Source organism: Mucilaginibacter boryungensis (genome assembly GCF_015221995.1).
Classification (GTDB): Bacteria; Bacteroidota; Bacteroidia; order Sphingobacteriales; family Sphingobacteriaceae; genus Mucilaginibacter; species Mucilaginibacter boryungensis.
The window spans coordinates 2080056-2094041 of the sequence record NZ_JADFFM010000001.1 but is presented as its reverse complement, the minus strand read 5'-3'; the positions used below and the strand labels follow the sequence as shown (position 1 = coordinate 2094041).

Annotated in this window: 8 protein-coding genes; 5 read left to right on the top strand and 3 right to left on the bottom strand. The window is 44.4% G+C overall.

All coding sequences use genetic code 11. The annotated features are described in order from the left end of the window. Positions 1-41 precede the first annotated feature (41 nt). Positions 42-2906 (bottom strand): glycoside hydrolase family 2 TIM barrel-domain containing protein, encoded by a 2865-nt coding sequence (locus IRJ18_RS08705; protein ID WP_194105795.1) that lies wholly within the window; start codon positions 2904-2906, stop codon positions 42-44. A gap of 445 nt (positions 2907-3351) precedes the next feature. On the opposite strand from IRJ18_RS08705, the gene IRJ18_RS08700 reads away from it, so the two are divergent. From IRJ18_RS08700 to IRJ18_RS08685, 4 genes are read left to right on the top strand one after another with little or no spacing between them, the layout of a single operon-like run. Then, positions 3352-6309 (top strand): SusC/RagA family TonB-linked outer membrane protein, encoded by a 2958-nt coding sequence (locus tag IRJ18_RS08700; protein WP_194105794.1) that lies wholly within the window; start codon positions 3352-3354, stop codon positions 6307-6309. An 18-nt stretch (positions 6310-6327) separates the two neighbouring features. Next, a complete protein-coding gene (locus IRJ18_RS08695) occupies positions 6328-7959 on the top strand; it encodes a RagB/SusD family nutrient uptake outer membrane protein (protein ID WP_194105793.1) in 1632 nt (543 codons plus the stop codon). 27 nt (positions 7960-7986) lie between these two features. Next, positions 7987-8784 carry a sialate O-acetylesterase gene (locus tag IRJ18_RS08690; RefSeq protein ID WP_194105792.1) on the top strand — a complete coding sequence of 266 codons (798 nt, stop codon included), beginning with the start codon at positions 7987-7989 and terminating at the stop codon, positions 8782-8784. Positions 8785-8797: 13 nt separating this feature from the next. Continuing rightward, positions 8798-10132 carry a sialate O-acetylesterase gene (locus IRJ18_RS08685; RefSeq protein WP_228072648.1) on the top strand — a complete coding sequence of 445 codons (1335 nt, stop codon included), beginning with the start codon at positions 8798-8800 and terminating at the stop codon, positions 10130-10132. A 99-nt stretch (positions 10133-10231) separates the two neighbouring features. On the opposite strand, the gene IRJ18_RS08680 is transcribed toward IRJ18_RS08685, so the two are convergent. After that, positions 10232-11665 carry a phytoene desaturase family protein gene (locus IRJ18_RS08680; RefSeq protein WP_194105791.1) on the bottom strand — a complete coding sequence of 478 codons (1434 nt, stop codon included), beginning with the start codon at positions 11663-11665 and terminating at the stop codon, positions 10232-10234. A 49-nt stretch (positions 11666-11714) separates the two neighbouring features. Continuing rightward, entirely contained in the window at positions 11715-11918 is a 204-nt protein-coding gene (locus IRJ18_RS08675; RefSeq protein WP_194105790.1) for a hypothetical protein, read from the bottom strand. Positions 11919-12185: 267 nt separating this feature from the next. On the opposite strand from IRJ18_RS08675, the gene IRJ18_RS08670 reads away from it, so the two are divergent. Next, on the top strand, positions 12186-13748 hold the full coding sequence (locus IRJ18_RS08670) for a M20/M25/M40 family metallo-hydrolase (RefSeq protein WP_228072646.1): 1563 nt from the start codon (positions 12186-12188) through the stop codon (positions 13746-13748). Positions 13749-13986: the final 238 nt, after the last annotated feature.

Genomic DNA, 13986 nt, shown 5'->3' with positions numbered 1-13986 from the left:
ATACGTATTACAAGATTGCCATTACTTTAACTGAAAGTTTACTATTTGAACGTTGTTTCCAAAATCACCATCCTTCTATCGGCACTAAACTGCATGCCTACTGTTGATGAGTTTACCGGGCAGTTCACCATCACGGTTTCACCGGCCTTAACCTCCTGATCTACTGATTGGCCATTTACAGTTATTTTAATATTTAATGGCACATCGGCCGGGTTCCATACTTTGGTTATTGATGTTCTTTGCCCTTGCGGGATACGGCACCAGAACTGTGCTTTACCTATGTTATTGTTTTTATCAGCATCGGCTACAGCTGGGATATTCCCAAAACCACGCAGATAATATGGTCCCCATGCCCTGCGGCCGTAAGCTACATATTGTATGCCCGGGCGTGTATTAAAACCAGATGGGGCACCGGCAATTTCATGCCCTTCAGCGGTAATCGTTGTTTTTATTGATGTGTTTTTGCCCTTTAAAATAGCTTTAGGATTAACCATTAAACCACTATTAACACCTGTAAGCACCCCCTTTTCAGTTTCGTATACCCCCCACCTGATGGTTTCGGAGATCAAAGGATATTTCTCATGCCCTTTAGAGGTATTTGTATAAGCCACCAGGTTAGTAAGCATTCTTGTTGCTACCGGGTCTTTCCCCTCCCGGTTTATCAGATCGAGCCCTGTTACAAGCACGCTGCCTTTGCCGTTAAACATTTCGCCTATGGCAATGCTTTCCAGCGCTACACCAAAATTGCCTAATACCGCTATATCTTTTATATCATCCTTATTGCCTACTACATAGCCATCAGTTACGGGATAAACCGCCGGGAAACCTTTTTGCGTCAAATCCCAATCCGTATAATCCGACCATACTTTTAGTTTTTCGCGATCTATACCGGCGAAGACTTCATTATCTGGTCTTTCCGGATTAATATAATATCCGTTACGTGATGGACGCGGCTGTGGTGTATATTTAGGGTTGTCCAGATCTATTACTACATTTTTTACCGGGTGATTAAGGATAGCATTTAAGTTTGGTAAATGCAGACTATCCTGACGCAGGGCTAATACCCTGCCGCCATTCGCTACAAATTGCTTAACCGTTAATGCCTGACCCGCTAAGGCCGTTCCGGCAGCGTTCTCGCCTATTACCAGGGTTGAATTAGCATTGAGATTACTTAAAGATGTGACAGGCTTATAAGCAATCTTTAATTGGTTAAATGCCGCAGCAGTTTTGCCTGATGGATCGTAAAGCAGCACATTAGTGGTTTTTGGCGTAGTCACAAAACTGGTATTAGCCACAAACAAAGGATATATATTGTGTGATACCACTTTATCGCCTTGTAAAATCTTACCGCTCAGGCTGTAGTTACCTGTAGCAAGTGTGGCAGGTATCTTCACATTTAGTTTCTGCATCCAGGCGCCGTAATATTTAATTTCAGGCAATGCCAGGCTTTCTGATGAGTAAACTTTACCAGCCTTATCAGTTATTTCCCAAACAGCTTTAGCACCTTTCAGGTCATTAAAATCATCATCATCGTTTATTATATGTAGCACAGGTTTAATGCTGCTGCCTGCGTAAACTTGCGGTGTATAACATTCCCAGCTTAGTAATACCGGCTGATATGATATTTTGGTTTGCTCGGTAACCGGCTTAGGGTGCATATCGGCAAACTTCTCTACCGTATCCCAATTATAAAACAGAATAGTGAACGGAAATATGCCGCTCAATTCAGGGTTAATGGTGCGTAGCTGCCTAAAGGTCTCGGTAGCCCTCTGGAAAGTGAAGCTTTGATGTTCATCGGCCAGATGCGCTTGTTCATTTTCAGGTGCATGTCCTGTCCAGTTTAACTGCGAGCCGGGGTTCTTATGATCAGGCGTTAAATTGTACCGGCCATCCGGGCCGGTGTAATTGCCTACACATTCAGTGAACGTAATGGGCTGTACCGGCTTCTTAAATGGGATAATCTCGGAATTGTTGCGCACATGTAAAAAGGTATACGGCGAATTATAATACCAGCCCCAATAACGGTGTAGGTCGCAGATATCGCCCGCTACACCAAAACCGTAGCCCGCATTGCCTATGTATAACCGGGTTTCATCCCAGGTTTTCAGTTTGCCATGGGCATATTTTAAAAATCTCTGCCAGGCATCGCCCAGTTTGCCGCCATATTCTACCTCGTTGGTCATAGCATAGATCATCAGGCTTGGGTGATGCGATATCGGGCCGAATTTATCTTCTTCATACCAGGCCACAGCCTTATCATAATCAACAGGCGGTTTCTTTTCATCAACCGAACCACTGTAGTTACCTCCAAACACCATCATGCCCAACTCATCGCACACATTATACCAGTTCTCGTCATCAGGGATCCGGATGATGTTCACATGGATGCTTTTCATAAATTTCACATATTCCAGCGCAAACTCCCTGCTTTTCTCAACAGCGGCCGGAATACCACGCCCCGGCGGATTAATAGCAATACCGCGTAAAAATATAGGCTTGTGGTTCAGGTACAAGTTGCCGTCATGTGTTTCAAAAATACGGAAACCTACCCTGCGCCTCATTTCTGACTGATTGATTCCATCTGATGGCTTTATAGTTAATTCATATAAATAAGGATTGGTAGGCGTCCATAAAACAGGTGAAAGGTTAGTAACGGTTAAGGATACTTTTTCTTTACCGTTCTCGGTGTATTTATGCGCTTCAACTTTACCCTGCCAAAGCACTTTATTATCTTTTATAGAAGTTATAGTAGCCTGGTAGTTACTTACATTGTTTGTTGGCGCGGTTATAACAGCACGTACATAATTTGTGCCGCTAAAAACTTCGAGCCCGTTATCGGGTTTGTCTTTTTGTTTGGCAAAAGCAAACAGAGGAATGATCAGGCCGATCAGGATAGCTCTTTTCATGAATAATGATCTCATTTTTGTATCGGAATAACTGGTTTTAGCGCTAACATGCGCATTGGTTTCAGATGTACAAGATAGGGCGAAACCTAAAGTTACACACCGTGCAAATAGTTCACATATACCATACAGAAGTATCACTAAAAATTCATTAAAATAGATATCATAGTGTACATCTTCCAGGTATTGTGTAATAGTTGTTGTAGCATCCTTCGGGTAAAATTGGATGATATGACAGGTAGCAGATTACAAATAGCTATATACCTTAGGGCACCAATTAAACACAATGCAACCACCTTTAAAAGAACGACGGACAAATAAAACCGGTACTGTGCTGATAGTAGCGCTGGTAATAATTTTAATGGTACTTTTTGTATTTAACCTGGTAATATAACAAACAGGATAATATCCCGGAAACCAATTATTAAACCAATTTATAAACTAATGTATGAGACAATTTTATCAAAAATTGCTTAGGCTGCTGGTACTGCTTGTTGCCATAACCGGCATGCTAAAAACCACTGCTTATGCGCAACAAGGTATCCCCGTAACGGGAACTGTTATTGACAATACCAACCTGCCGCTAATAAGTGTTAGTGTAACTGTTAAAGGCAAACCAGGCGGCGTTGTTACCGATGCCAACGGTAAATTCTCGATTACCGTTCCTAACGAGCAGTCGGTACTTCAATTTTCCTATGTCGGCTATGTAGGCGAGCAACGCACGGTTGGCAAAACGCGCCAATTTAACATTACTATGACTGCCGATGCAAAAGGCCTTAACGAAGTTGTAGTGGTAGGTTACGGTACGCAAAAGCGGAAAGATATCACCGGCGCTGTAACTTCGGTTGATCCAAAACGATTAGAGAACCTGCCTAATACCAGTTACGTACAGGCGCTGGAAGGTGCGATACCGGGACTTACCGTTACCCAAACTGCCGGTGGAGCCGAAGGTAATAGTAACAGCATTGCCATTCGTGGCCGCCGTTCTATTTCGGCTCAAAACGATCCACTAGTAATTTTGGATGGTATCCCCTACAATGGTAGCGCATCCGACATTAATCCCGGCGATATCGCCAGTATAGATATACTGAAAGACGCTTCCGCAGCAGCTATTTATGGCTCCCGCGGTGCTAACGGCGTTATATTGATTACTACCAAAAAAGGTGTTACCGGTCCGCCTGTTATTTCCTACGACGGATCATACGGCGTACAAAAGCTGGGCAAATTGCCGCAGTTAATGTCTCCGCAGGAGTTTTACGATTTTAAAAATGCCCGTTACCCAGGTATCATGACTGCCTCTGAACAAGCCGTGCACGATGCTGGCAATTATCCCGATTATTTTAAAATGGGTACCCGCACCGGCAACCGTAATAACCAAAGTGTTTCTGTACGCGGGGGCGGCAATAATTCAAAATTCTTTGTTTCGGCTAACTACCTGGATGTCCAGGGTGTGACTGTTAACGACCTTTTCAAACGGCTATCAACCCGTGCAAATATTGATGTAGATGTAACCAAATGGTTAACCTACGGAACTGCTACTACATTGAATTATGACGACAGAAGCGGTTTAAACCCAACCATAACCGGCGATGGCAGCATTTATAGCTTTAACCCGCTTACTACCGCTTACAATGCCGATGGGACATTAACCGTTTATCCATGGCCCGAAAAAACAGCCTGGGCTAATCCTTTGTCACCAACCCTGGCAAACAATTCCGATCACACTTATTCCCTGTTTACCACCAACTATGCTATTGTAAAACTACCTGTTAAAGGTTTGCAGTACCGCATTAATACCGGTATACGGTATGCTGCAAGAAATAATTATACCTACTATGGCCGTAACAGCAAACGTGGCCTGGAAGCATTGGGCGAATTAAATAAAGTTGATGACCTTGGTACAGACTACACCATTGAAAACATCATCGACTTTAACCGTACATTCGGCAAACATACCATTGCTTTTACGGGCTTATATAGCTATGAAAATAATGTAGCGACAAACAATTCGTTAAATGGGCAAGGTTTCCCTAATGATGTGCTGACCTTTTACCAACCCGACCAGGCTTTAGCCTTGAAACCATCCAGCAGTTATTCAAAACGGACTTTGCTTTCGCAGATGGGGAGGTTAAACTATTCCTATAGCAGCAAATACCTGTTAACCTTAACCGCACGCCGCGATGGCGCCTCTCCTTTCGGCGAAGATAAAAAGTATTCGTTCTTCCCATCAGCGGCAATTGGCTGGAATATCAGCAACGAGGACTTTATGAAAAACGTAAGGGCTGTATCTAACCTTAAACTGCGTTTATCTTACGGTAGCAACGGCAACCAGGCGGTGGGCGTTTACAGCACATTCGCAGGCTTAGGTTCTACTCCATATATAAACGGTGTTACTACAGCTGCCGGTTATATCCCTAATAAACTGGGTGATAATTCATTACACTGGGAAACCACCAACTCATTCAACGCCGGCCTTGATTTTGGTTTGCTGAACGGCCGTATTAATGGCAGCATCGATGTTTATTCATCACATACACACGATCTATTGTTGAGCCGGTCCATTTCCACCGTATCCGGAGTTAGCCGCATCACACAAAATATTGGTAAAACGGCTAATAAAGGTGTTGATATTGGTGTTAACAGCACTAACATCCAGACTAAAGATTTTAGCTGGAGCACCAACGCTACTTTTACTCTTAACCGCAACAAGATTGTCGATTTATATGGCAACGCGAAAGACGATACCCTGAATACCTGGTTTATTGGTCAACCTGTAGATAATAACTTTGGTTACAAATATGGCGGCGTATGGCAAACAACCGACGATCTGACCAAATCGCCGCAACCAAATACCAAAGCAGGTTTTGCCAAAGTAGTTGATGTAAATGGCGACGGTAAGATCACCCCTTCCGACCGCACATTGTTGCCAGGCTTACAGCCAAGCTTTGCTTACGGTTTAGGCAATACCTTTATCTACAAAAGCTGGGCGTTCTATGTGTTTGTTTCGGGTGTGCAGGGCGTTACAAAAGATAACGGGGCACTGGTTGACAACGTAAACACTGAAGTAGAAAAAAACACTTATGTGAAAAACTACTGGACGCCAACAAACCCCACCAACGATTATTACGCCAACGCCAACCAGGTAACTGGATACCTTCCTAATATTTATGGCGTACATATTTTCCAAAATGCAAGCTATCTGAGGGTTAGGGATCTGTTGCTTTCATACTCATTGCCAAAATCCATCATGAATAAAATAAAATTCAGCAGGTTTAAGGTTTATGTAGAGGCACGCAACTTATTCACTGTTACACCGTGGAAAGGTTTCGATCCGGAACTGAGCGATCAGGCTGGTGGCATACCATTGCAGAAAGAGGTGATTTTTGGTATTAACGTAAGTTTATAATTAATAATAATTACGACAATGAAACTCTATTATAAAATATGTTTGGGACTAAGCCTGGGGGCTGCCCTCGCATCATGTAAAAAATCGGCGCTGGTTGAAAACCCGCCTAATATAATTGTTGCCGATAACTTGTTCAGTACTTATGATGGCTTTCAAAATGCTTTGAACGGACTGTATTATGAAGTGCGCCGCAGCCGTTCGGGGGTAAGCACATCCGACCCGGTGAACGATATGATGTTTGAAATGAACGTAATAGGTACCGACAACGGTTATGGTAACTATGTAACCACTAATACCGAAGGCATATTTAATACCTGGGGCGCGCTAAACAACGCCGGACAGGGCTATTACAGTAAAACATGGGCTTATTTATATGAAACCATTAATGCCGCTAACACCATTATAGGCCGCTCAGATGCGAGTACAGTATTAACTGCTGCCCAGCGTAATTCGGTACAAGCCGAAGCACGTTGCATCAGGGCATGGGCTTATCGCCATTTAACTTATTTGTGGGGCGATGTTCCGTTAAGATTAACCGAATCGACCGGTGAAAACATAAGAACAGATTATGACCGCACCCCTGTTGCCCAGGTACGCGCGCAAATGAAAACCGACTGGATATTTGCCGACCAGTATCTACCCGAAACCAGCAGCAATAACGGCAAACTAATTAAAGGCGTTGCCGAACATTACCTGGCCGAAACCTATTTGGCCGAAGGCAAGAACGACTCAGCAAAAATTTGGGCCACCAAGGTAACCAGTAATAATAATTATAGGTTAGTAACCGCCCGTTACGGCGTTAACGCCAGTAAACCCGGGACGGCATTTACTGATATGTTCTTAGACGGCAACTCAAACCGCAGCGAAGGTAACACCGAAGCTCTTTGGGTTTTACAGAATGAGATAAATGTAATTGGCGGCGAAGGCAATAATATTATGCGCCGCTACTGGGTTAACCGCTATTATTCCTTAACTGTTAAGGGCACCGATGGTAAATCAACCAGCCCCTTTGCCCCAAGTGCCGATTATGGCGGCCGGGGTATTGGCAGGTTGGGGCCAACCAAATGGGCTTTTAGTATTTATGAAAATACGGATGATCGCGGCAGCGATTTTGCCTGGAGATTTTCATACGCAATTAATACAAATCCGCCAAAGGGTTATACCTTGGGCCAGGTAGTCCCTGTTGACCGTACAGCCAAAGAAAAAGTGAGTAACCCTAATTATCCAAACACCCGCAAATGGGATTACACCAGTCCGCTGGATGTTAATGGTTCGCAAAGCTATAACGATCAGGTGTTTTTGCGCAGTGCCGATACCTGGCTACTGCTGGCTGAAGCTGATTTTAAACTGGGCGATATGCCCGGCGCGGTTACGGCATTGAATACTGTACGCAGGCGTTCTCATGCATCAGATATTACTGCGGCACAGGTAACCCTTGATTTTATTCTGGATGAACGCTCGCGCGAGTTATTTACCGAAGAAGAAAGGCGGTATACGCTGCTGCGTACCGACACCTGGTTGGCACGTACAAAATTAAATAATGCTATTGCAGGGCCAAACATTACAGACCGTGATAAGCTATTGCCAATTCCCCAGGATGTTATTGATGCCAACCTGACAAAAAAATTCCCGCAAAACCCGGGATATTGATCGGTTAAAGCAGATATTAGCTGAGTTATGACCATCCTGAAGAAAGCCATATTTTTAAATATCATTTTGATGATGATATGCCCGGTGGTTATTGTGCAAGCGCAAGATGGGAACGATAAACATTTTGATCTGTATATTTTAATGGGGCAAAGCAATATGGCCGGACGCGGCCCGATTACAGAAGACATAGCTAATGAACATAACGACCGCGTTTACATGTTTACAAAAGACAAGCAATGGGTGCCCGCCAAACATCCATTGCATTTTGACAAACCTAAAGTTGCAGGCGTAGGCCCCGGGTTAACATTTGGAATTACAATAGCGCAAGCTTATCCTGAAGTTAAAATTGGTTTGATCCCATGTGCCGTAGGGGGTACCCCCATTGAACACTGGGTGCCCGGGGCTTATGACCAGGCAACTAACACCCACCCCTATGACGACGCGGTGGAACGCATAACCGCCGCTATGAAGTACGGCATTATAAAAGGCGTTATCTGGCACCAGGGCGAAAGCAACAGCCGCCCCGACAAAGCAAAGGTATACCTTGCCCAGCTTTCCGAATTGATACAGCGCATCAGAACTTTAACTGGCAACCCAAACCTGCCATTTGTTGTTGGGGAATTAGGCCGTTACCGGCAGGCTTATGCTAATATTAATACCCAACTGGCTAAGCTACCGGATATGATACCTTATACCGCGGTTTCTACATCAGAAAACCTGGTGCACAAAGGCGACACTACCCACTTCGACGGGCCATCGGCGCAGGAAATGGGGCGTAGGATGGCTGTGCAAATGCTGAAGATCCAGGCATCGCAAAAGAAATAATGATCATCTACCTATGAAATTTATCAAACTGATCTTACTAAGCATTATCAGTCAAACTGCTTTTGGCGCCATTAAGTTGCCTGCATTGGTAGGCAGCAACATGATATTACAACAACAGTCTAAACCAGCCATCTGGGGCTGGGCTACGGCACGGGCACCTATCACCATAGTAACCTCATGGAATAAAAAGGTTTATACCGCAACTACCGACGCTAAAGGCGCATGGGAAGTAAACATAGCTACACCTGTTGCCGGCGGCTCATATACCATTACTATAACCGGCGATAATAGTAGGCAGGTATTAACTAACGTGCTTATTGGCGAGGTTTGGTTTTGTTCGGGTCAATCGAACATGGAGATGGCGCTTAAGGGCAACTCCTCGCCTATTTTAAATGCGAACGAGATTATCCTGAATGCCGATAATCCGCAGCTGCATTTGTTTACCGTAAAAACCGCTTATGGCCTTACACCACTTAATGATGTAAAAGGTCAGTGGACTGAATCGACATCAGAAACCGCCCGAAACTTTAGCGCAATTGCTTACCAATTTGGCGAAATGCTGCAAAAGAAACTACACGTACCCGTAGGCTTAATTGTATCGAGTGTGGGCGGCACTATGATAGAATCGTGGATGAGCAAGAGCAGTTTGTCAAATTTCCCGCAGGTAAGAGTACCTGAGACAATTGCGGACACCGTAAAGCAGCCCTGGAAACAGCCGACAGCTTTGTTTAACGGCATGATAGCTCCCGTTATGAATTATGGCATTAAAGGGATGATTTGGTACCAGGGCGAAAGTAACCGGCAAGAGCCGCAGTTGTATGCCAAACTTTTCCCGGCCATGGTGGCCGACTGGCGCAAACAATGGAGCCAGGGCGATTTCCCTTTTTATTATGTACAAATAGCACCATTTGGTTCGGTTGATAAAACCCGCAACGGTCCGCTAATACGCGAGGCACAATTAAAGGCCATGAGTTTAATACCTAACTCAGGTATGGCATCAGCCATGGATGTTGGCATGGAAAAGAACATTCATTATACCGATAAAACAATTCCGGCACACCGATTGGGGTATTGGGCTTTGGGTAAAACTTATGGCATAAAAGGGATTGGCTATAACGCGCCACTGCTAAAGAATATGACCATAACCGAAAACAAGGTTTTGCTTGCATTTGATAACGCGCCCTACCTGACATCACACGAAAAACCCCTAACCTTATTTGAAGTAGCCGGTAGCGACAAGGTATTCTATCCTGCAAAAGCTACTATTAAAATGAATACCGTTGAAGTTAGCAGCGATAAAGTACCGAACCCTGTTGCTGTGCGCTATGCGTTTAAAGAGTTTGCATAGCCGAATTATATAATAACGATGGCATACCTGCTTCATCATTCAGAACAGATGATTGGGATGATGTGAGGTAAGCGTAGAGATTAGTTAGCAGCTATCTTTTTAGGAAGTTAGGGTGCGTATCCCAAACACTTCCTTCAGCGCTTTTTTTGCTGCGTGATACCCGCACATGCCATGCACACCCCCACCTGGCGGCGTGGCAGATGAACAGATGTAAATACCTTTTGCTGATGTAGTATACGGTGAGCGCCGAAGTACCGGCCGGGTAAATAACTGCGTAATATCCATCAATCCCCCGTTAATATCGCCGCCAATGTAGTTTGGGTTATATTCCTCTATCTGGTGAGTATTGAACGTATGCTTAGCCAGTATCCGTTCGCGAAATCCAGGGGCAAAACGTTCTACCTGTTGTTCAATAATATCGGTCATATCTTTTTCCGATCCAGCCGGTACGTGGCAGTATGCCCAGCCAGTATGTTTACCTTCCGGCGCGCGGGTTTTATCAAAGATGCTTTGCTGGGCAAGCAATACAAAGGGTTTTTCGGGATGTTGGCCATTCCATATCATTTGCTCGCCTGCTGCAATTTCCTGCATAGTATTGCCCAGGTGTACTGTCCCTGCCTCTCTTGCTTCAATAGCCTTAAAGGGGATCACATCGGCCAGGGCCCAATCTATTTTAAAAACTCCTGCACCATACTTGTAACGTTCCAGCTGCCACTTATAAATTGATGAAAATTTGTGTCCGGCAATTTTAAGCAATTGACGTGGCGTAACATCAAATAAAAGTGCTTTGGCGGGAGGTAGTTGGTCAAGCGAGGTAATATATGTTCCTGTTTCAATAGCGCCGCCTAAGGCTTTAAAATAACCCGCCAGTGCCTCTGCAATTTTAACTGAACCGCCTTTGGGCATAGGCCAGCCTTTTAAATGTGCATTGGCCATTAATACCATCGCCACGGCAGATGTAGCCATATTACTAAGCGGCTGTATACTATGCGCCGCCATCCCTGCTAAAAGGGATTTGGCTTTTTCTGTTTTAAAATTTCTGGCCAATATGGTGGCGGGTTTTAAGCCATCCCAGCCAAATCGTGCCATGTTAACAGTGTGCTTTGGGATATGAAATGGCGCAAGTAATTCAGGGGCAAGATGTTGCCATGAATCAACAAGGGGTTGTATCAGCCTGGTATAAGCAGTGTCATCTATCCTTAATAATTTTGCCGTTTGGGGTAATGAATGTTTTAGAATGGCTGCCGTACCATCATCGAAAGGGTGCGCAGCGGCTATTTCAGGATAGATGTACTCCAACCCATAACCTTCAAGCGGTAATGTTTCAAAAAAAGGTGAAGCGGCCGCCAATGGATGAATAGCCGAACATACATCGTGCAAGTAGCCGGGTAGGGTAAGTTCTTCAGTGCGCAGGCCACCACCTATTTTATTTTTACCCTCAATAATTAAAACCGATAACCCATGCTGCTGCAACAGTATACTTGCCGCAAGCCCGTTAGGTCCCGATCCTACTATTACTGCGTCGTAATTCACTTATATGTAATGATAAAACGCAAATTACGAAAAAGAAACCGGGGATGAATTAGTAAAAGTCGGCGCCGTTAACCTCCATGGTCTGCGGATAAGAATTCCACATGGTATATACTTCCGGGTTTTCTTCTGTCGTAACGTTTGAAGAGTCGACCGGTGATACTGTGGTTTCGTTATTCAGCTTCTCATTAGCATGTGATAGTAATGCTGGTAAAAAGGTCATCAGCTCTACAGCCTGGTAGTATGTAAGTATCATAGTTAAGCGATATAAAAGAAATTGGTTTACTAATATACTTAACTTGCACAAAAATTGTTTTCAAATTTCATCTTTTTTTCATCTTCAACTTATTTGTTACAAAGCCTGATTTGCCGGGAACATTAAATAAGCTGTAAAATGCCGCTAACTACTGGATTAATGTTTTAATAATCAATTAGTTATGAATTTTAGCTTGTTAATATGACTGAGAGGTAAATTAGTGGGGCACATTTAGCACACATCGTTTCATTTTCATAAATTAGTTTTATGAAAACCAACCACAACCCTACCCGCTTTGCTGTTTTGCATAAAGCGAAGCCTTTTGTTTTAGGTATGCTGTTTTGCACAGGCATTACTATGGCACAAAGCAATAAACCTGTTATTGATGCTATTATAAAAGAGGAAACCACCAATTCGCAGCTGGAAAAACTGGCGCATGAATTATTTGATGGTATTGGCCCGCGTTTAGTAGGCACACCGCAAATGAAACAGGCTAACGATTGGGCTGTTGAAAAATACAAAAGCTGGGGTATTGATGCCCATAACGAAAAATGGGGCGAATGGCGTGGCTGGGAAAGAGGCATATCACATATCGATATGATATCGCCAAGGGTTAAATCGCTGGAGGGTACGCAACTGGCCTGGAGCCCGGGCATGGGCAAAAAAACCGTAACCGCCGAGGTGATCATACTGCCCGACCTGGCAGATTCAGTGGCCTTTCAGCAATGGCTGCCTAATGTTAAAGGGAAATTTGTAATGGTATCGGTAAACCAGGTAACCGGCAGGCCGGACGATAACCTAACGCAATTTGCGCTTAAAGAAACGATGGCCAAATTAAAGGCCGACCAGGCTGCAGCCACACAAGCCTGGGCTAAGCGTATACGCAATACCGGTTTTACTACTAAAACGCTGCCTGTGGCTTTAGAAAACGCAGGCGCCGCAGGTATTATCACTAACACATGGTCGGCGGGGTTTGGGGTCGATAAGATATTTAGCGCCTATACTAAAAAAGTTCCTACGGTCGATATCGCATTAGAGGATTATACCTTAATGTACCGCTTAATTGAGGGCGGCACCAAACCGGTTATCAGTATGCATTGCGAATCGAAAGAATTGGGCACTGTGCCAACGTTCAATACCATTGCTGAAATTAAAGGCACTGAAAAACCCGATGAATATGTAATGTTATCGGCCCACTTCGACTCGTGGGATGGCGGCACCGGCGCTACCGATAATGGTACAGGCACCCTTACCATGATGGAGGCCATGCGTATACTGAAACTGGTTTATCCGCACCCAAAACGCACGATACTGGTTGGGCATTGGGGCAGCGAAGAAGAAGGACTGAATGGCTCGAAAGCGTTTGTAGAAGATCATCCTGAAATTGTAAAGAACCTGCAAGCGCTATTTAACCAGGATAATGGCACAGGCCGTGTGATTAACATCAGCGGCCAGGGTTTTGCCGATTCAAAAAACTTTATCCCGCGCTGGTTAGCCGGTGCGCCTGATACTATTAAAAATCGTATTAAAACCAATTTCCCGGGCTCACCAAGCGGCGGCGGCTCTGACAATGCCTCGTTTGTGATGGCCGGCGCACCAGGCTTTGGCATCAGCTCGTTAAACTGGTCGTACTTTAACTATACCTGGCACACCAACCGTGATACTTACGATAAGATAATTTTTGACGATGTACGCAACAATGCCATGTTAGCCGCCATGCTGGTATATATGGCCAGTGAAGACCCGGAAAAAACATCGACCGTAAAAGCCGAAGGTGTGAAATGGCCGGTAGCTACAAAGGCTACGCGACGGGGAATGCTGGATAAGTAAGGTGATTTTGGAATCCGAATTTTTGATTTCGGAATTGTAGAACACAGCACGTCATTGCGAGGAGTGAAACGACGTGGCAATCCCTGATAGGCAGAGCAGATAAGCAAATCGGGGATTGCAACGCTACGCTCGCAATGACGTGTTTTGATTTATATTACAATGCACATGCATTTTCATCCATACAAAACACCCGATTACCGATACATTTTGCTAACTATGTGATAATAAACAGTTGTTT